Here is a 19,464-nt window from a genome sequence, read left to right as displayed (position 1 = left end):
GGACCGCCAGCCGTGCGGCGGCCGGCAGCCGCCGTCGCGGCGGGCCCGGGATTTTGCCAGTGAATGCTCGGTAGGGTTGCTAACGGACCGTAAAGGATCGTCAGACGAACCGCACCTGCGGGTTTTGTTTGCCAATGCGGTGGAATCGATGCGCGAATGCCGGATTGCTGCACGAACGCCGGTGAATTCGTTCCGTGTAGCCGAGAGGGCAACGACCCGCGTTTGGCGCAGCGCTGTCGTCTTGCGTCTTGCATCTTGCGGCGGCATCGCCCCGTAGGGCGCTATCGACCGATGCGTCGCCGCTTGCGACCGTGCGGAGCGTGCGCAGCCACCCGCAGTCTTGCATCTTGCCGCGGCACTGCCCGGTAGCGTGCTGCCGACCGATGCGTAGCCGCTCGCGACCGTGCGGACCGTGCGAACCGTGCGAACCGGGCGGACCGTGCGAACTCCCGCCGCCGCCCGAGGCCCGCGCCCATCGTGCCGGCCGGTATCTGTGTACCATCCTGCGTAGGTGCGCCGCGCGGCGCGGGGGCCGTCGACACGCGATGTCACGGCCGCCGTCCGTCGCGCAGCGCGAAAGCGGTATCGCCATGAGGATGAGCGTTCCATGCGAAGTTTCTTTGTCCGGTTCATTGCAATCGGCGTGCTGTTCCATCTGTATGTCGGGCTGCGGATCATTCCCGACGCGTTTGCGTCGCCGCTTGCGCGCACGATCGCGGCGCTGGTGCTGGCGAGCTTCGTCGTGCTGATCCCGGTCGGCATGTTCTCGCGCCGCTTCGACGAAGGCTGGGCCGCGACGCTCGTCGGCTGGGCTGGCCCGATCGCGATGGGGTTCTTCTCGTCGCTGCTCGTGCTGACCGTCCTGCGCGACCTGGTGCTGCTCGGCGTGGTTGCGTGGCGGCATCTGGTGCATGAAGGCGCATGGAGCAGCGCCGCATCCGACACGGCGCTCGCCGTGCTGGCGGGCGCGGTGCTGGTCAGCGCGATCGGCTTCGTCGGTGCGCGTCGCACCGCGGCGGTCAAGCGCGTGTCGATTCCGGTCGACGGGCTGCCGGCCGCGCTCGACGGGATGACGATCGTGCAGCTGTCGGACATTCACGTCGGGCCGACCATCAAGCGGCGTTATATCGAGCGGATCGTGCGGGCGGTCAATGCGCTGAATGCGGATCTCGTCGTCGTGACGGGCGACGTGGTCGACGGTTCGGTCAAGCGCCTGCGCGAACACACAGCGCCGCTCGGCCGCATGCAGTCGCGCCACGGCAGCTTCCTCGTGACGGGCAATCACGAGTACTACGCCGGCGCGCACGCGTGGATTGACGAATTCCGGCGCATCGGGTTGAAGGTGCTGCTCAACGAACACGTGCTGATCGAGCACGACGGTGCGCGCGCCGTGCTCGCGGGCGTCACCGATTTCACGGCGGGCGGCTTCGATCCCGCGCATCGCAGCGACCCCGAGCAGGCGCTCGCGGGCGCGCCGCGCGACGTCGCGACGAAAATCCTGCTTGCGCACCAGCCGCGCAGCGCGGAAGCGGCGAGCCGGGCCGGCTTCACGATCCAGCTGTCGGGCCATACGCACGGCGGCCAGTTCCTGCCCTGGCCGCCGTTCGTGCGCCTGCAGCAGCCGGTGATCGGCGGGCTGAACCGGTTCGGCGCGATGTGGCTCTATACCAGCCGCGGCACCGGCTACTGGGGGCCGCCGAACCGCTTCGGCGTGCCGTCCGAGATCACGCTGATCAGCCTGACGCGAGGCCGGTAGCGCGCGGGGTCGTCGCCGGCGAAGCGGCCGCGCGCCGGGACGCGTCTGAATGACAGCGCATGGCGGCGCGCGTCGCCGTTGGCTACCATGCAGACATGGTCCGTTTGCACCGCTCATCCTCCTCTGCCTGATCCCGCCATGTCGACGCCCGATCTTTTCGCCGATACGCCCGTGCCCGACGTGGACTGGTACCCGGAGTGGCTCGCGCCGGCCGACGCCGATCGCGTGCTGGCCGCGCTGCTCGACGAGGTCGCGTGGCAGCAGGACACGATCCGCACGCCGCGCGGCCGCATTCCGCTGCCGCGGCTCACCGCATGGCAGGGCGAGCCCGATGCCGTCTACGTGTATTCGGGAATCCGCAACGTGCCTGCGCCGTGGACGCCGGCCGTGCTCGACCTTAAGCGTGCGGTCGAAGCGACGTGCGGCGCGGGTTTCAACAGCGTATTGCTCAATCGCTACCGCAACGGGCAGGACAGCCTCGGCTGGCATGCGGACAACGAGCCGGAGCTCGCGCCGGTGATCGCATCGGTGAGCCTCGGCGCGATGCGCGTGTTCGACTTGCGCCATCGTGCGACCGGTGCCGTGCACGCGTACCGGCTGGCGCATGGCAGCCTGCTCGTCATGCGCGGCCGCACGCAGGCCGAATGGCAGCATCGCGTGCCGAAGGCGCCGGCGGTGCAGGGCGAGCGCGTCAACCTGACGTTTCGGCGCGTGCTCTCGCCGGGGTGAATTGCACCCGTGCCGAGCGGCGGGTTTCGGTCTGGTCCGATCCCGACCCGTTTTCCGGCCACTACATGCGATCGCGCGGTCCATGCGGCACGTTGCCGCACGAGTGACGCACCGGCCGCCGGCAATGTGCCCGAGAGGCTTGTTCCATATGGGTTTCGGCCACTTTCGATCGATCGCCCGGTACCGATAGGCAGGTGTAAGCCCTGATGGTGCGTCGCAACATTTATTGACTAGACTAACGAATGGCTGAAACGCGTCGCCAGTCGACGCATCTTTTTGACATGTCCGAGCGCCGCCGATGCGACGCGTAGGGCAGGAGCACAACCCGTGACCGTACTGGACTCATCCCTCGAACCCTCGCTGCACGTCTTCGAACAAGACGGTGGATGGCAATGGGCGCTGACGGTGACGCGTGCGTCCGGCGTCGGTGTGAAAGTCGTCGCGTTCAGCACGGACGGCTTCCGCGGCGAAGCAGAGGCGTACGCCGCCGGCCAGCTCGCCCGCACCGAATACGACGACGCCGTGACGGCCTGACACCGTCGCGCGCCGATCCCGCTCGCGGATCGGCGCGGCCGTTCGTTGCCTGCTTTTTTCCCACTCGTTTTCTGCTCGTACGTCGACCGCAGCTACGCGGCGCGCTAGCCACGCATCGGATCCACGCGCGTCGGCGGAACGTGCGTCGCGCATTGCGCGCCGCGCGCCGTTCCCACGACGACGTTCCGATGGGCATCCCCGCCTATCGCTGTTATCCTTCCGATCGCATCAGGCTATACGCCAGTCCGGCCGGCCGGTCGGATGCGCGCGGCCGCCGGCCGCCCGCGCCGGATCGTGTTGATCCGGTCCGGTCGAAAATCCATAATCAAGCATTGCGGGACTTTCGTGAACGCTTCCATTCCGTCCATGTGCACAGGGTCAATTCAACGATGAGCGGCGCACCGAAACCGCCGGCGAAGGCGGCCGGCGACGACGTCAGCCACGACGCATCGAAGCAGGTTGCGGCCGACGACGAATCGTCCGGCGGCGGGTCGTCGTATCTGGTGCCCGGCCTCGAGCGCGGGCTGCGGATTCTGGCCGAATTCTCCGCGCGCGAGCCGGTGCTCGGCGCGCCCGAACTATCGAAGCGCATCGGCATCCCGCGCACGACGACGTTCCGTCTGCTGCAGACGCTCGAAGCGCTCGGCTTTCTCGAACGCGTGAACGGCGATCGCTATTTCCGGCTGGGCGTCGGCGTGCTGCGGCTCGGCTTCGAATACCTGAATTCGCTCGAACTGACCGATCTCGGCACACCTGTGCTCGAACGGCTGCGCGATTCGACGGGCCTGTCGACGCACCTGCTGATCCGCGACCAGCGCGATGTGGTGTTCGTCGCGAAGGCACAGAGCAACACGTCGATGTTCGGTTCGGTGAAGGTGCACGTCGGCACGCGGCTGCCCGCGCATGCGACCGTGCATGGCCACGTGCTGATGGGCGACCTCACGCGCGATGCGCTGCGGCAGCTCTATCCGGAGAAGAAGCTCGAACAGTTCACCGAGCGCACGCCCGGCACCGTCGACGAACTGTACGAACGCGTGCGTCATTACGCGCGGCTCGGCTACGCGGTCAGCGAAGCCGCGTTCGAAAGCGGGATCTCGGCCGTGACCGCGCCCGTGCGCGACCATTCGGGCGCGATCGTCGCGGCGATCACCGCGACGGTGCCGCGCTCGGAAATCGGCGAGGCCGGCGAGAAGGAACGGCTCGTCGAAGCCGTGTGCGGCGCGGCGGTCGACCTGTCGCAGCGGCTGAATTACCGGCCGCTCGAAAGCGACCCGACGTTCGCGCATGCGCGCCACCGCGTCGCGATGTTCTGACCGGTCGAGCGAGCCGCGTCCCGCGGCTCGAGCGACAGCCGGTCGCCAATGAGCGAGTCGCCGATTCGCCAATGAAAGAGAGCAGCCCGCGGGCTGCTCTTTTCGCTTCAGGCACCGGGCACGCGTGCCCGTCGCCGTTCAGAACGAGTGGTGGATGCCGGTCAGCACGACGACCTGGTTCGCGGTGCTCGACGCGCCGGCCGTGAAGAACGCGGCCTTCGCGCCGCCCGAACCATGCTCATACAGCACGTTCGCATACAGCTGCGTGCGCTTCGACAGTGCGTAGATGTCGCCGAGTTCGACCTGCGTCCAGCGGCGGCCGGCCAGCGTCGTCGTCGCCGCGCCGCCCGCGATCGTGTTGAACGCGCTGCTGCGGTAGTTCACGCCTGCGTCGTAGCTCTGGAACGTGTCGGAAAACCCGTTCGATTGCATCTTCACGCGCGTGTAGAGGCCGTGCACGAGGAAGTCGCCGATCTGGTACGACGCACCCGCGCCGATGTTCTCCACCTTGTTCGCGAGATAGCCGTTCGCGGTGTTCTGCCCCTGGAACGACGTGATGCCGGCCTGGCTGATCAGGATCGAGCGATCGTGCTCGTTCGAGTAGACCGCCGATGCCTTGAACGGCCCGTTCGCGTAGTTGAGCGCGACACCGACCGACTTGCCGGTCGAGAAGTTCGTCGTGTTGCCGAGCGCCATCGTCGCCGCGGCCGAGAAGCCGGCGAAGCTCGGCGAGCGGTACTTGACCGAGTTGTTGTACGGCACGTTGCCGGTGGCCGCGAGCCCGTCGATGTTGCCCGGATGGAACGCGTACCAGCTCATCGCGAGATACGCGGTGCTGAGCGGATCGAGATAGTCGAACATGAGCGGCGTCTGGCGGCCGAGGGTCAGCGTGCCGTAGCGCTCCGAGCTGAGGCCGACGAACGCCGCGCGATTCCAGAGGGTGTTCGCGGTCGCGAGCTGGCCGTTGTTCGTATAGAAGCCGTTTTCGAGCTGGAAAATCGCGGACAGGCCGCCGCCGAGGTCTTCCTTGCCCTTCAGGCCCCACCGGTCGGGCTGCGTGTTGCCCTGGATCATCGCCCATTTCGCGTGACCGCCGACGTTGTTCACGTATGCGACGCCGGCGTCCAGACTGCCGTACAGCACCACGCTGCTCTGCGCCCACGCGCCCGACATGACGCCCACTCCGATGATTGCTGCTGCTACCGCATGCTTGACCAATTTGATCTCCTGACTCTCCGAACCTGACGAAAGGTGCCGCGGCGGCAAACGCGGGGACGGCCGGCCATCGCGCGTTTCTTCAACCACCGGGGCGGGCATTTTGTGTTCCATATAAGGAACAGTGTGCCTCTGATGGAATGGAGTATAGGGGCGTCGTGCACATAATCAAAAATAAATTTATCGGGACGGATGTGTCCGACGCCCCCGGGCAACACGGGTGTGGGCATGCCGAAAAAATCCCGTAAATGCCTGCCGGAAAACAAAAAACCCCGACATATCAGGGCCGCTACGACGATTGTGGATGCTGCGGTCAGTGTTTTCCCTAGGACATGCAGCTTTTTGTTTTACTCGTGGAAAGTCACTTCTATAATCACCATCCATAAACTGCTGTTCCGGGTATGGAACAAATCCGGAGCAAACCCAGAGTCGATCAGAAGGAAGGGTGTGAGATGTCTGAACAATGGATTTGTGCCGGGCACGCCGGCGCGCTGTCGGAAGACACGCCGATCGAGTTCAAGCGGACCGACGGCGTCGAAATCGGGATCTACCGCGTCGGCGACGAGGTGTATGCGCTCGAGAACGTGTGCCCGCATGCATACGCGCTGCTGACGCAGGGCTTCGTCGACGAAGGCACCGTCGAATGCCCGCTGCACGAGGCCGTGTTCGACATCAAGACGGGCGAATGCCTGAAGGGTCCGGGCGGGCGCTCGCTGAAGCAGTACTCGGTGCGCTTGGCCGGTGAAGAAATCCAGATCAAGGTGGACTGACATGAAAGAAACAACCGTCAATTTCAATCCCTTCCTGAAGCCGTGGGTGGCACCGCAGCCGAACAACGTCGCCGGCAAGGGGCAGATCGAGATCCCGGGCCAGGTGGAGAACCAGGTCTGGCAGAACCGCAAGGCCGCACCGACCCAGTACGAGAACGATCTCGGCGATGCGCTCGAACGCGTGTTCGAGAGCGGCGCGACCGAGCTCGACGATGTCGTCGCGGGCCTGAACCGCATCGGCTTCCGCGCGCCGGACGGCACGGTTTGGACACCTGAGCGTTTCCGCGCCGAAATGGCCGCGCTGGCGGAATGAGCGTACCGACCGCGCCGCGCGCCTGAGCGCCGACCCGACAACCGCATCCGGAGCACACTGATGACGTCCCCCGCACAACACGAAGTCCAACACGACCCGGTCCGCAATTACCTCGACCGCGGCATCAAGAACTACTGGTATCCCGTCGCGCCGAGCTGGCAGGTATCGAATGCGCCCGTCGGCCTCACGCGCCTGTGCGAGCAGATCGTGCTGTGGCGCGATCACGAAGGAAAGGTCCATGCGCTGGAAGATCGCTGCCCGCACCGCGGCGCGCGCCTGTCGCTCGGCTGGAACCTCGGCGGCAACATCGCGTGCTGGTATCACGGCATCGAAGTCGACGGCGGCGGCACGGTCAATCGCGTGCCGGCAGTCGCGAACTGTCCGCTCGAAGGCACGAAGTGCGTGAAGTCGTATCCGGTCGAAGAGAAGGCCGGCGCGATCTTCCTGTGGTTCGGCGACGAAGCGCACGGCGAGCCGGCGCCGCTGAACCTGCCGGAAGAACTGGTCGCCGACGAATACGCGCACTTCCTGTGCGTGTCGAACTGGAAGTGCAATTACCAGTACGCGATCGACAACGTGATGGACCCGATGCACGGCGCGTATCTGCATGCGACGTCGCACTCGATGGCCGAAGGCGACAAGCAGGCCGACATGCGCGTACGCAAGACGGAAACGGGCCTGATGTTCGAGAAGGTCGGCCAGCGTGACATCAACTTCGACTGGGTCGAGCTCGGCGAAACGGGTTGCCTGTGGATGCGCCTCGCGATTCCGTACAAGCAGAGGTTCGGCCCGGGCGGCAACTTCGGGATCATCGGCTTCGCGACGCCGGTCGACGGCGACAACTGCCAGGTCTACTTCTGGCGTACCCGCAAGGTCAGCGGCTGGCAGCGCGACGTGTGGCGCTTCATGTACCGCAACCGCCTCGAGGGCCTGCACTGGGACGTGCTGGAGCAGGACCGCTACGTCCTCGAGAGCCTCGCGCCCCATGCGCGCGATCACGAATACCTGTATCAGCACGACGTCGGCATCACGCGCGTGCGCCGGATGCTGCGCCAGCGCGCGCAGGAACACCTGGCCGCGCTCGACGCGCACCGCGCGGCGCATGCCGCTTCGGAGCCCACGAATGGCTGAGTTCGCTCCGGTCGTGGCGCTGCCCGGTCGCCGCGTGCTCGTCACGGGCGGCGCGCGCGGTCTCGGTGCCGCATTCGTGAAGGCGCTCGTCGAAGCGGGCGCGCAGGTCGCGTTCGGCGACGTGCTCGACGAAGAGGGCCGCGCGCTGGCCGCGCAGCTCACGCAAGCGGGCCATGCCGCGCATTTCTTCGCGCTCGACCTGGCCGATCCGGCGAGTGTCGACGCGTTCGTCGCGCAGGGCGCCGCGGCGCTCGGCGGCGTCGATGCACTGATCAACAACGCGGCGATCACGAACTCGGGCGGCAAGCTGTCAACCGAGCTCGACGTGCCGACCTGGGATGCCGTGATGAACGTGAACGTGCGCGGCGTGTGGCTCGTCAGCAATGCCGCGCTGCCGCATCTCGCGAAGTCGGGCCGCGGCGCGATCGTGAACCTCGCATCGGACACCGCGCTGTGGGGTGCGCCGAAGCTGCTCGCGTACGTCGCCAGCAAGGGCGCCGTGATCGCGATGACGCATGCGCAGGCGCGCGAGTTCGGCGCGCACGGCGTGACGGTCAACGCGATCGCGCCGGGGCTTACCGAAGTCGAGGCGACGGCCTACGTGCCGGCCGAGCGCCACGCGTTCTACATGCAGGGCCGCGCGCTGACGCGTGCGCAGTTGCCCGAGGACGTGACGGGGCCGGTGCTGTTCCTGCTGTCGGACGGCGCGCGCTTCGTGACGGGCCAGCTGCTGCCGGTGAACGGCGGCTTCGTAATGAATTGAACTGAATTGAAGTTTTCACTCGGAATGAAGGAGAGGACGATGGCGGACGCAGATCTCGAACGCAAGTCGTGGGACCAGCCGGAAGGCGCAAGCTTCGACGAATGGATGGAAGGGCGCGTCGCGCGCTACGCAACGCGGCGCTACGACTGGGACGCGCTGAAGTTCCAGGCCGACTACGACCCGAAGTACCGCCGTGCGCAGATGCGCTACGTCGGCACGGGCGGCACGGGCGTCGCGAAGGACGTCAACACGGTGCCGGCCGGCAACTTCACGTTCTCGACGATGGTCATCCCGGCCGGCAACATCGGCCCGAGCCACATCCACACCGACGTCGAGGAAATCTTCTTCGTGCTGCGCGGCAAGATGAAGGTGATCTGCGAGCGCGACGGCGAGACCTGGGAAGCGATCCTCGGCGAGCGCGACCTGATCTCGGTGCCGCCGGGCGTGTATCGCACGGAAATCAACATCGGCGAGGAAGATGCGCTGATGTGCGTGATGCTCGGTTCGCCGAAGCCCATCACGCCGACGTATCCGCCGGATTCGCCGCTCGCGAAGATCAAGCGCTGAGACGGAGCGGAGCCAGCAATGAGTGTCATCGACAAACGTGAACGCGACCGCACCGCGGCGTTCGCCGCGCTGCTCGGGCAGTTTCCCGAACAGCGCTGCGAAGCCGGCGCGGCGGGCACGATCGGCTACCGTGAGGCCGGCGCGCAGCATGCGGGCCACGCGTTGCCCGTCGTGCTGCTGCACGGGATCGGCTCGGGCGCCGCATCGTGGGTGCGTCAGCTCGACACGCTCGGCGCGTCGCGGCGCGTGCTTGCGTGGGATGCGCCGGGCTACGGCGTGTCGACGCCCGTGCACCGCGCATCGCCGGCGGCCGCCGATTACGCGGCGTCGCTGAACGCGTGGCTCGAGGCACTCGGCATCGAACGCTGCGTGCTGGTCGGGCATTCGCTCGGCGCGATCATCGCGGGCGGTCTCGCCCGCGTGATGCCCGCGCGGATCGCCGGCCTGCTGCTGATTTCGCCCGCGGGCGGCTACGGCAGTGCGCCTGCGGAAACGCGCGACACGCGCCGCGACGCGCGGCTCGCGATGCTCGACGAACTCGGCCCGGCCGGGCTCGCCGAGCAGCGCAGCGGCAACATGCTGTCGGGCAACGCGCCCGAGGAGGCACGCGCGTGGGTGCGCTGGAACATGGCGCGCATCGTGCCGGCCGGTTACGCACAGGCCACGCATCTGCTCGCGAACGCGGATCTCGCGTCCGATCTCGCCGGCTTTCGCGGCCGCACGGCGGTGGCGGTCGGCGCGAACGACGCGATCACGCCGCCGGCTGCATGCGAGCGGATCGCCGCGGCCGCGCACGTCGAGCTGCAGGTGATTCCGCAGGCCGGTCATGCCGGTTATGTGGAAGCACCGGCCGTGTACTCGGCCTTGATCGACGGCTTCTGCCGCCAATGCGATCGTCAACGGGGGCTGGAATGAGCGAACCGTTGCAACAACAACAGGATGCAGACAGCGCGAAGTCCGACGCCAACTACGTGGTGCCGGGCCTCGAACGCGGGCTGCGGATCCTCGCCGAATTCTCGCCGCGCGAGCCGGTGCTCGGTGCGCCGGAACTCTCGAAGCGCCTCGGCATTCCGCGCACGACGGTGTTCCGTCTGCTGCAGACGCTCGAATCGCTCGGCTTCCTCGAGCGCGCGGACAAGGATCGCAATTACAAGCTCGGCATCGCCGTGCTGCGGCTCGGCTTCGAATACCTGAGCTCGCTGGAGCTGACCGATCTCGGCCTGCCGGTGATCGAGAGCCTGCGCGATGCGACCGGCTTCACGACGCACATCGTGATCCGCGACGGCCGCGACGTGGTGTTCGTCGCGAAGGCGCAGAGCCAGTCGCCGGTGTTCAGCTCGATTCGCGTGAACGTCGGCACGCGGCTGCCCGCGCATGCGACGACGCACGGCCACGTGCTGATGGGCGACCTGTCGCTGAAGGAACTGCGTGCGCTGTATCCGGAAGGCATGCTGAACCGGATGACGAGCGCGACGCCGGAAACGGTCGACGCGCTGTACGAAGTGATCCGCGAGGATGCGCTGCGCGGCTACGGCGTCAGCAATTCGTCGTTCGAGCGCGGGATCTCGGTGGTCACGGCGCCCGTGCGCAACGACACGCAGAAGATCGTCGCGTGCATCACGGTGACGGTGCCGCGGCCGGAGATCGACGCGGCGCTGATCGCCGACGGGCTGATCGACAAGGTGCAGCGCGCGGCGGCGGAATTGTCGCGGCGGCTCAATTACCGCTCGGATGACGAGCACACGTTTCTAAAGGCTTTAGGACTCCGATGATTGAGATCGACTTGACCGGGCAGGTAGCGGTGGTGACGGGCGGTTCGTCCGGCATCGGCCTCGCGACAGCCGAACGGTTCCTGGAGGCCGGCGCGTCGGTCGCGATTTGCGGCCGTGACGACGAACGCCTCGCACGCGCCGAAGCGATGTTGCGCGGCAAGTACGCAGATGCACAACTGCTCGCCGTGCGCTGCAACGTGCTCGACGAAGCCGACGTGGCCGCGTTCGCGCAGGCCGTGTCCGACCGCTTCGGCCGCGCCGACATGCTGGTCAACAACGCCGGCCAGGGCCGCGTATCGACCTTCGCCGACACGACCGACGACGCATGGCGCGAAGAGCTCGAGCTGAAGTACTTCAGCATCATCCGCCCGACGCGTGCGTTCCTGCCGCTGCTGCGCGATGCGGCCGCGCCGTCGATCACCTGCGTGAACTCGCTGCTCGCGCTGCAGCCCGAGCCGCACATGGTCGCGACGTCGTCGGCGCGCGCCGGCGTGCTGAGCCTCGTGAAGTCGCTCGCGACCGAACTCGCGCCGCAGCGCATCCGCGTGAACTCGATCCTGATCGGCATCGTCGAGTCGGGCCAGTGGCGCCGTCGCTACGAAGCGCAGGCGCAGGCCGGCGAAAGCTGGGAAGACTGGACGCGCGCACTCGCCCGCAAGAAGAACATTCCGCTGAACCGCTTCGGCAAGCCCGACGAGGCTGCCTGGGCCCTTTTCTATCTCGCAACGCATCTGTCGTCCTATACGACGGGCAGCCATATCGACGTTTCTGGAGGTTTTGCACGCCATGTCTAAAAAAACCACGGTGGGCGAGCTGATTGCCGCCTTTCTCGAGCAGTGCGACGTCAAAACCGCATTCGGTGTCATCTCGATCCACAACATGCCGATCCTCGACGCGATCAACTCGCGCGGCAACATCCGGTATGTCGGCGCGCGCGGTGAAGCGGGCGCGGTGAACATGGCCGACGGCCTGGCCCGCGTGTCGGGCGGCCTCGGCGTCGCGTTCACGAGCACGGGCACGGCGGCGGGCAACGCGGCCGGTGCAATGGTCGAGGCGCTGACGGCCGGCACCGCGCTGCTGCACATCACCGGGCAGATCGAGACGCCGTACCTCGACCAGGACCTGGCCTACATCCACGAAGCGCCGGATCAGTTGTCGATGCTCGACGCGATCTCGAAGGCCGCGTTCCGCGTGCGCACGGTCGAAACCGTGCTGCCGACGATCCGCGAAGCCGTGCGCATCGCGCAGACCGCACCGACGGGCCCCGTGTCGGTGGAGATCCCGATCGACATCCAGGCTGCCGAAATCGAATGGCCGGACGACCTCGCACCGGCGCACGTCGCCGTGCGCGAGCACGACGACGCCCGCGTCGCGAAGCTCGCCGACGCGCTGGCGGCCAAGCGCCGCCCGCTGCTGTGGCTCGGCGGCGGCGCGCGTCATGCACGCGAGGAAGTCGAACGCCTGGTGAAGCTGGGCTTCGGCGTCGTGACGAGCGTGCAGGGCCGCGGCGTGCTGCCGGAAGATCACCCGGCGACGCTCGGCGCGTTCAACGTGCATGCGTCGGTCGAAGCGTTCTACAAGACCTGCGACGCACTCGTCGTGGTCGGCTCGCGCCTGCGCGGCAACGAGACGCTGAAGTACAAGCTCGCGCTGCCGCAGCCGCTGTTCCGCGTCGACGCCGATGCGCTCGCCGACAACCGCGGCTATCGCAACGCGCTGTTCGTGCACGGCGATTCGAAGCGCGTGCTGGCCGAGCTGGCCGACCGCCTCGAAGGCCGCCTGTCCGTCGACCCGGAATTCGCCGCCGATCTGGCCGCTGCGCGCGAGCAGGCCGTCGCGGACGTGTCGAAGGGTCTCGGGCCGTACAAGACGCTCGTCGACACGCTGCAGGCCGCAGTGGGCCGCGACTACAACTGGGTGCGCGACGTGACGATCTCGAACAGCACGTGGGGCAACCGCCTGCTGAAGATCTTCGAGCCGCGCGCGGGCGTGCATGCGCTCGGCGGCGGCATCGGCCAGGGTATCCAGATGGGCATCGGCGCGGCGCTCGCGGGGGCGGCCGCGAAGACGGTGTGCCTCGTCGGCGACGGCGGCCTGATGGTCAACGTCGGCGAACTGGTCACGGCCGTGCAGGAAAACGCGAACGTGATGATCGTGCTGATGAACGACCAGTGCTACGGCGTGATCCGCAACATCCAGGACGCGCACTACGGCGGCCGCCGCTGTTTCGTGCAGCTGCACCAGCCCGATTTCGCGCAGTTCTGCGCGAGCTTCGGCCTCACGCACTACCGGATCACGTCGCTCGACCAGGCGGAAGCGATCGTGCGCGAAGGGATCGCGAAGGAAGGGCCGGTGATGGTCGAGGTCGACATGCTGTCGGTCGGCTCGTTCGCATCGGCATTCGCGGGCCCGCCGGTCAAGAAGGAAGAAACGCCGTCGGAGCGGCAATATGCTTAACGGACGCCATCCAGGCCACGGACACGGGCACGCGCCCGTCGACGTCGCGATGATCGGCTTCGGCGCGATCGGCGCCGCGGTGTATCACGCGGTCGAGCACGATGCGTCGTTGCGCGTCGCGCACGTGATCGTGCCGGAGCATCAGCGCGACGCGGTGCAGCGCGAGCTCGGCAGTGCGGTGGAAGTCGTGTCGTCGGTCGACGCGCTGGCCCGCCGCCCCGAGTTCGCACTCGAATGCGCGGGTCACAGCGCGCTCGTCGATCACGTCGTGCCGCTGCTGAAGGCCGGCACCGATTGCGCGGTCGCATCGATCGGCGCGCTGTCCGATCTCGCGCTGCTCGACGTGCTGTCGCAGGCCGCCGACGAAGGCGATGCGACGCTCACGCTGTTGTCCGGTGCGATCGGCGGGATCGACGCGCTGGCGTCGGCGAAGCAGGGCGGCCTGGACGAGGTGCTGTACGTCGGCCGCAAGCCGCCGCTCGGCTGGCTCGGCACGCCGGCCGAGGAACTGTGCGACCTGCGCGCGATGACCGACGAGAAGGTGATCTTCGAAGGCACCGCGCGCGATGCCGCACGGCTGTATCCGAAGAACGCGAACGTCGCGGCGACGGTCGCGCTCGCGGGCCTCGGCCTCGACGCGACGCGCGTGCGCCTGATCGCCGATCCGGCCGTCGCGCGCAACGTGCACCGCATCACCGCGCGCGGCGCGTTCGGCGAGATGTCGCTCGAAATGAGCGGCAAGCCGTTGCCCGACAACCCGAAGACGTCCGCGTTGACCGCTTACAGCGCGATCCGCGCGCTGCGCAACCGCGCGGCCCGCTGCGTGATCTGAGCGGGGCGGCAGGCCAACCCGGCATCCGGGCCATTGAGCGCCCGCCTGCGCCACGGCGCGGGCGGCAGCGCACAGACAGATTTGTGGGACTTGTGACATGACTCCTTTCGATACGAGCCTCGTACCCAACGGCGACATCCTGATCGGCGGCGAGTGGCGGCGCGGCCGTGGCGCGCCTTACGCGAGCATCTATCCGGCCGACCAGTCGGTGAACATGGAAGTGTCGACGGCGAACGCGGAAGACGCGGCCGACGCCGTCGTGGCCGCCGACGCCGCGTGGCGCCGCGCCGACTGGGCCGGGCTCAAGCCGCATCAGCGCGCGCTGGTGCTGTACCGGATCGCCGACCTGATCATGCAGCGTCACGAGGCGCTCGCGAACCTGCAGCGTCGCGACAACGGCAAGCCGATCAGCGAGACGCGCGTGCTGGTCGCGAGCGCGGCCAACACGTTCCGCTATTTCGCGGCATGCCTTGAAACACTCGACGAAGAACTGACACCGTCGCGCGGCGACTACCTGACGATGAGCGTGCATGAGCCGATCGGCGTGATCGGGGCGATCACGCCGTGGAACTCGCCGATCGCATCCGACGCGCAGAAGCTCGCGCCGGCGCTCGCCGGCGGCAACGCGGTGGTGCTGAAGCCGGCCGAGGTCACGCCGCTCGTGTCGCTCGCGCTGGCTCGTATCTGCGAGGAAGCCGGCGTGCCGAAGGGCGTGCTGAGCGTGCTGCCGGGCAAGGGCTCGGTGATCGGCGACGTGCTGGTGCGTCATCCGCTCGTGAAGAAGGTGTCGTTCACCGGCGGCACCGAAGTGGGCCGCGGGATCGCGCGCATCGCGGCGGAGAAGCTGATGCCGGTGTCGCTGGAACTCGGCGGCAAGTCGCCGACGATCGTGTTCGACGACGCCGATCTCGACCACGCGGTCAACGGCGTGCTGTACGGGATCTTCAGCTCGTCGGGCGAGGCGTGCATCGCCGGTTCGCGGCTGTTCGTGCAACGTTCGGTGTACGACGCATTCATGCAGCGGCTGGTGGCCGGCGCACGCAAGCTGCGCGTGGGCGACCCGACGCGTCCCGACACGCAGATGGGCCCGCTGATCACCGCGAAGCATCGCGAATCGGTGGAGCGCTACGTCGCGCTCGGGCTGGAAGAGGGCGGCCGCCTGCTGTGCGGCGGCGAGCGGCCGTCGGGCGACGGGCGCGAGGACGGCTTCTTCTATCAGCCGACGATTCTCGAAGGCTTGCCGAACAGCGCGCGCATCTGCCAGGAGGAAATCTTCGGGCCGGTGCTGGTCGCGATGCCGTTCGACGACGAGGCATCGCTGATCGCGCAGGCAAACGACAGCGTGTTCGGTCTCGCCGCCGGCATCTGGACGCGCGACTACAAGCGCGCATGGCGCACCGCGCGCGCACTCGAGACGGGCACCGTCTGGATCAACACGTACAAGCTGTTTTCGATCTCCACGCCGTTCTCGGGCTGGAAGGAGAGCGGGATGGGCCGCGAGAAGGGGCGTCTCGGTATCCGCGAGTACATGCAGCAGAAGAGCCTCTACTGGGGCTTGAACGACGCGCCGCTGCCGTGGGCGAACTGAGCGAAGGGGAATGACGCAATGACCATCTTGGGTATCGAGCAGATCACGTACGGTGTCGACGACCTCGCGACGTGCCGGCGCTTTTTCGCCGACTGGGGCTTGAAGGAAGTCGCGCACGACGATACGCGCGCACGCTTCGAAACGATGAACGGCTGCACCGTGCTCGTCGTGAAGGCCGACGATCCGTCGCTGCCGCCCGCGTTCGAGGCAGGTCCGACGCTGCGTGAAGTCACGTGGGGCGTCGCGACGCAGCAGGAAGTCGATGCGCTGCGCACGAAGCTGGCCGGCCAGCCAGGCTATTGCGCGCAGGACGATGCGGTCGGCTGCATCGATCCGAACGGGATGGCGATCCGCATCGAGGTGACGCGCAAGCGCGCACTCGACATCACCGGCTCGCCGTCGAACGTGTGGGGCCAAACGCTGCGCGTCGACCAGCCGAGCCCGATCTATGCGCGCGCCGAGCCGGTCGAGGTCGGGCACGTGGTGTTCTTCACGAACTGCCTCGACGCGCAGGAGAAGTTCTATCACGAGCTGCTCGGCTTCGAGACGTCGGATCGCTACCCGGGCCGCGGCGCGTTCATGCGCTGCGCGCCGCACGGCGGCCACCACGACCTGTTCCTGCTCGCGCTGCCCAATGGCAAGCGCGGCCTGAACCACGTCGCGTTCACCGTGCGCGACATTCACGAAGTGTTCGGCGGCGGCATGCACATCGACCGCTGCGGCTGGGAGACGCAGCTCGGCCCGGGGCGTCACCCGGTGTCGTCCGCGTACTTCTGGTACTTCCAGAATCCGGCCGGCGCGCTGATCGAGTATTACGCGGACGAAGACGTGCTGACGCCCGAGTGGCAGCCGCGCGAATTCGAACCGGGCCCGACCGTGTTCGCCGAATGGGCCGTCGACGGCGGCCTCGACGGCAACACGCGCCGGCAGAAGAACGCGAAGGCGCCGGAAGGCAAGTTCATGACGGAGCGGAAATCGTGAACGAAGGGAACACACAGGAGCATGCCGCGCCGGGCACGGTCGTCGTGATCGGCGGCGGCCAGGCGGCCGGCTGGGTGCTGAAGACGCTGCGCGCGGAAGGCTTCGCGGGTCGCCTCGTGATGATCGCCGACGAGCCGCATCTGCCGTACGAGCGCCCGCCGCTGTCGAAGGCTGTGCTGGCCGGCGACGCCGATATCGAAACGGTTCGCGTCGTGCGTCCGGACGAATTCGCTGCGCTGAACGTCGAGGCCTGGCAGCCGGAACGCGCGGCGTCGATCGATCGCGCGCGCCGCGTGGTGAAGACCGAAGGCGGCCGCGAAGTCGAATACGACCGGCTCGTGATCGCGACCGGCGGCACGTCGCGCCGCCTGCCCGATGCAATCGTCAAGACTCCGAACCTGCATTACCTGCGCACGCTCGACGAAGCGGCCGCGCTCGGCGAGAAGCTGCGCGCGAGCCGGCGCGTGCTCGTGATCGGGGGCGGCTGGATCGGCCTCGAAGTCGCGGCGACCGCGCGCAAGCTCGGCGTCGACGCGGTCGTCGTCGAAGGCGCGCCGCGTCTGTGCGGCCGCTCGGTGCCGCACATCGTGTCGGACTTCCTGCTCGATCTGCATCGTTCGAACGGCGTCGACGTGCGGCTCGGCGCGGCGCTCGCGTCGCTCGATGCGCAGCCGGACGACGCGTCGAAGGTGCGCGCGACGCTCGCCGACGGCACGACGATCGACGCCGATTTCGCGGTGGCCGGCATCGGCCTCGCGCTGAACGCGACGCTCGCGAGCGATGCGGGACTGGCGATCGACGATGGCATCGTCGTCGACGAATTCGGTGCGACCAGCGACCCGGCGATCTTCGCGTGCGGCGACGTCGCGAACCATCACAATGGCTGGCTGAAGCGGCGCGTGCGCCTCGAATCGTGGGCGAACGCGCAGAACCAGGCGATCGCGGCCGCGAAAGCCGTGCTCGGCGTGCGTGCGCCGTACGCGGAGATTCCGTGGTTCTGGTCCGATCAGTACGACGTGAACCTGCAGATCCTCGGTGATCTGCCGGCCGACGCACAGCTCGTCGTGCGCGGCGATTTCGGCGCGCGCCGCGCGACGCTGTTTTTCGTGGGCGATGGACACGTGAGAGGAGTCATCGCCGTCAACAACGCACGCGAGCTGAAGCTCGCGCGCAAGTGGATGAACCAGGGCCGGGCAGTGGATACGGAAGCCCTGGCAGACACGACCAAAGCGCTTGCCTGATCGGCCAGCCCGGCAAAAGGATCCAGGAGACACCCCGCATGAGCACTTTCGACAACGTCGTGGCCGGCAGGGCCACGATGGAAGCTGCCGCCTCGACGCCCGGCGCGATCATCGCGCGGCTCGAGCGGCTTCCGGCAAACTCGATGCAGATCCGCGCACGCGTGCTGATCGGCACCGCGACGTTCTTCGACGGCTTCGACGTGATCACGATCGCGGCGACGCTGCCGCTCTTGATTCACAAGTGGGGGCTGTCGCCGACGCAGATCGGGATGCTGATCGCGTCCGGCGCGATCGGTCAGCTGATCGGCGCATTCCTGTTTCCCGCGCTCGCGGAGAAGCACGGCCGCGTGAAGGCGATTGCGTGGAGCTCGGCCGTGATCGGCATTACCAGCATCGCGTGTGGTTTCGCGCCGACGTTCGAGATCTTCGTGCTGCTGCGGATCCTGCAGGGCCTGGGCCTTGGCGGCGAGCTGCCGGTCGCGGCAACGTACATCAACGAAATCACGCGTGCGCACGGCCGCGGCCGGTTCGTGCTGCTGTACGAAATCGTGTTCCCGATCGGCTTGCTGGTATCGATGGCGCTCGGCGCCTGGCTCGTGCCGCGCTTCGGCTGGGAGATCATGTATTTCGTCGGCGGGCTGCCGCTGATCCTCGCGCTGCTGCTCACCCGTCTCGTGCCCGAATCGCCGCGTTGGCTCGCGTCGCGCGGCCGGCTCGCGGAAGCCGGGCGCGCGGTGAGCGTGTTCGAAGCGTCGGTGCGCGGCGAGCTGCCGCCGGTCACGCAAGCGGCTGCGTTCGACGAGATGGTGCGCCAGCATCCGAAGCGCCGGATGAGCGACCTGTTCAGCGCCGCATATCGCAAGCGCACGATCGCGGTGGCGACGCTGTGGGCGACCTGCGGGTTCATCCAGTACGGGTTGTCGACGTGGCTGCCGACCATCTACAAGAACTTCTATCACGCGCCGCTGCAACTCGCGCTGAACCTCGCGGTGATCGGCTCGGTGATGGGCGTGTTCGGTTCGCTCGCGTCCGCGCTGCTGGTCGACAAGCTCGGCCGCAAGCCGGTGATCGTGTGGTCGTTCGTGCTGTGCGCGTTGTCGCTGGCGCTGGCGGGCGTCTATCACGCGTCGTCGGTGTACGTCGTCGCGACCTTCTGCTCGCTGTCGCTCGGGTTGATGGCGTCGGGTTTCATCACCGCGTACGTCTATACGCCGGAACAGTATCCGACGAGCATCCGCGCGTCGGGCTGCGGGCTCGGCAGCGCATGGCTGAAGGTCGCGTCGTTCGCGGCACCGATGATCGTGCCGCATGCGATCATCGGCGGCAACCTCGCGCCGGCGTTCTACCTGATCGGCATCGTTCCGCTGATCGCGGCGGCGACCGTGCACTTCGTCGGGATCGAGACGAAGGGCAAGGTGCTCGAAGCGCTGGAGGCGTAAGCGCGGCTGGCAGCAGCGGCTGACAGCGATGCGCACGCATTCTTCGACATCTGGTCGGATGTG

The 19,464-nt window shown here is 67.5% G+C and carries 19 protein-coding genes; 18 read left to right on the top strand and 1 reads right to left on the bottom strand.

The features are described 5' to 3' along the window. The first annotated feature begins 607 nt into the window (after positions 1 to 607). From O1Q03_RS15625 to O1Q03_RS15610, 4 genes are all read left to right on the top strand, one after another. The gene (locus O1Q03_RS15625) at positions 608 to 1,756 is read left to right on the top strand and encodes a metallophosphoesterase (protein WP_269504562.1); all 1,149 of its coding nucleotides are present in this window, start codon (positions 608 to 610) and stop codon (positions 1,754 to 1,756) included. Between the two features lie 138 nt (positions 1,757 to 1,894). Beyond that, on the top strand, positions 1,895 to 2,485 hold the full coding sequence (locus tag O1Q03_RS15620) for an alpha-ketoglutarate-dependent dioxygenase AlkB family protein (RefSeq protein WP_269504560.1): 591 nt from the start codon (positions 1,895 to 1,897) through the stop codon (positions 2,483 to 2,485). Positions 2,486 to 2,812: 327 nt separating this feature from the next. Then, a complete protein-coding gene (locus O1Q03_RS15615; protein WP_269504558.1) occupies positions 2,813 to 3,019 on the top strand; it encodes a hypothetical protein in 207 nt (68 codons plus the stop codon). Between the two features lie 389 nt (positions 3,020 to 3,408). Further along, positions 3,409 to 4,332, top strand: a complete 924-nt coding sequence (locus O1Q03_RS15610) for an IclR family transcriptional regulator (RefSeq protein WP_269504557.1) — start codon at positions 3,409 to 3,411, stop codon at positions 4,330 to 4,332. A gap of 138 nt (positions 4,333 to 4,470) precedes the next feature. On the opposite strand, the gene O1Q03_RS15605 is transcribed toward O1Q03_RS15610, so the two are convergent. Further along, positions 4,471 to 5,550 carry a porin gene (locus O1Q03_RS15605; RefSeq protein WP_269504555.1) on the bottom strand — a complete coding sequence of 360 codons (1,080 nt, stop codon included), beginning with the start codon at positions 5,548 to 5,550 and terminating at the stop codon, positions 4,471 to 4,473. A gap of 449 nt (positions 5,551 to 5,999) precedes the next feature. Here O1Q03_RS15605 and O1Q03_RS15600 point away from each other — a divergent pair, with 449 nt between their 5' ends. The 14 genes from O1Q03_RS15600 to O1Q03_RS15535 all read left to right on the top strand — a co-directional run bounded on the left by O1Q03_RS15600 (position 6,000) and on the right by O1Q03_RS15535 (position 19,401). Further along, positions 6,000 to 6,317: a non-heme iron oxygenase ferredoxin subunit gene (locus O1Q03_RS15600; RefSeq protein WP_269504553.1), complete on the top strand. Its 318-nt coding sequence runs from the start codon at positions 6,000 to 6,002 to the stop codon at positions 6,315 to 6,317. 1 nt (position 6,318) lies between these two features. After that, positions 6,319 to 6,630, top strand: a complete 312-nt coding sequence (locus O1Q03_RS15595; protein ID WP_269504551.1) for a recombinase-like helix-turn-helix domain-containing protein — start codon at positions 6,319 to 6,321, stop codon at positions 6,628 to 6,630. 60 nt (positions 6,631 to 6,690) lie between these two features. Further along, on the top strand, positions 6,691 to 7,761 hold the full coding sequence (locus tag O1Q03_RS15590) for an aromatic ring-hydroxylating dioxygenase subunit alpha (protein ID WP_269504548.1): 1,071 nt from the start codon (positions 6,691 to 6,693) through the stop codon (positions 7,759 to 7,761). Continuing rightward, complete coding sequence (locus tag O1Q03_RS15585) at positions 7,754 to 8,524, top strand: SDR family oxidoreductase (protein WP_269504546.1); 771 nt, start codon at positions 7,754 to 7,756, stop codon at positions 8,522 to 8,524. Before O1Q03_RS15590 ends, O1Q03_RS15585 begins: the two co-directional genes overlap by 8 nt. Positions 8,525 to 8,563: 39 nt before the next feature. Further along, the gene (locus tag O1Q03_RS15580; protein WP_269504544.1) at positions 8,564 to 9,091 is read left to right on the top strand and encodes a cupin domain-containing protein; all 528 of its coding nucleotides are present in this window, start codon (positions 8,564 to 8,566) and stop codon (positions 9,089 to 9,091) included. A gap of 18 nt (positions 9,092 to 9,109) precedes the next feature. Continuing rightward, positions 9,110 to 10,006, top strand: coding sequence for an alpha/beta fold hydrolase (locus O1Q03_RS15575; RefSeq protein WP_269504542.1), 897 nt, complete (start codon positions 9,110 to 9,112; stop codon positions 10,004 to 10,006). After that, on the top strand, positions 10,003 to 10,863 hold the full coding sequence (locus O1Q03_RS15570; RefSeq protein WP_269504541.1) for an IclR family transcriptional regulator: 861 nt from the start codon (positions 10,003 to 10,005) through the stop codon (positions 10,861 to 10,863). The genes O1Q03_RS15575 and O1Q03_RS15570 overlap by 4 nt, the downstream gene beginning before the upstream one ends. Beyond that, positions 10,860 to 11,657, top strand: coding sequence for an SDR family oxidoreductase (locus tag O1Q03_RS15565; protein WP_269504540.1), 798 nt, complete (start codon positions 10,860 to 10,862; stop codon positions 11,655 to 11,657). The genes O1Q03_RS15570 and O1Q03_RS15565 overlap by 4 nt, the downstream gene beginning before the upstream one ends. Beyond that, positions 11,650 to 13,320: a thiamine pyrophosphate-binding protein gene (locus tag O1Q03_RS15560; protein ID WP_269504539.1), complete on the top strand. Its 1,671-nt coding sequence runs from the start codon at positions 11,650 to 11,652 to the stop codon at positions 13,318 to 13,320. The genes O1Q03_RS15565 and O1Q03_RS15560 overlap by 8 nt, the downstream gene beginning before the upstream one ends. Next, complete coding sequence (locus tag O1Q03_RS15555; protein WP_269504538.1) at positions 13,313 to 14,152, top strand: aspartate dehydrogenase; 840 nt, start codon at positions 13,313 to 13,315, stop codon at positions 14,150 to 14,152. Before O1Q03_RS15560 ends, O1Q03_RS15555 begins: the two co-directional genes overlap by 8 nt. A 97-nt stretch (positions 14,153 to 14,249) precedes the next feature. Further along, on the top strand, positions 14,250 to 15,740 hold the full coding sequence (locus tag O1Q03_RS15550; RefSeq protein ID WP_269504537.1) for an aldehyde dehydrogenase: 1,491 nt from the start codon (positions 14,250 to 14,252) through the stop codon (positions 15,738 to 15,740). 18 nt (positions 15,741 to 15,758) lie between these two features. Beyond that, on the top strand, positions 15,759 to 16,721 hold the full coding sequence (locus O1Q03_RS15545; protein WP_269504535.1) for a VOC family protein: 963 nt from the start codon (positions 15,759 to 15,761) through the stop codon (positions 16,719 to 16,721). Continuing rightward, positions 16,718 to 17,962, top strand: a complete 1,245-nt coding sequence (locus O1Q03_RS15540; protein ID WP_269504534.1) for an NAD(P)/FAD-dependent oxidoreductase — start codon at positions 16,718 to 16,720, stop codon at positions 17,960 to 17,962. Before O1Q03_RS15545 ends, O1Q03_RS15540 begins: the two co-directional genes overlap by 4 nt. Positions 17,963 to 18,000: 38 nt before the next feature. Then, the gene (locus O1Q03_RS15535) at positions 18,001 to 19,401 is read left to right on the top strand and encodes an MFS transporter (protein WP_269504533.1); all 1,401 of its coding nucleotides are present in this window, start codon (positions 18,001 to 18,003) and stop codon (positions 19,399 to 19,401) included. Positions 19,402 to 19,464: the final 63 nt, after the last annotated feature.

Origin of the sequence: Burkholderia sp. IMCC1007 (assembly GCF_027257875.1) — a bacterium.
In the GTDB taxonomy this organism is placed as follows: Bacteria; Pseudomonadota; Gammaproteobacteria; order Burkholderiales; family Burkholderiaceae; genus Burkholderia.
This window is presented reverse-complemented; position numbering and strand designations above follow the sequence as displayed.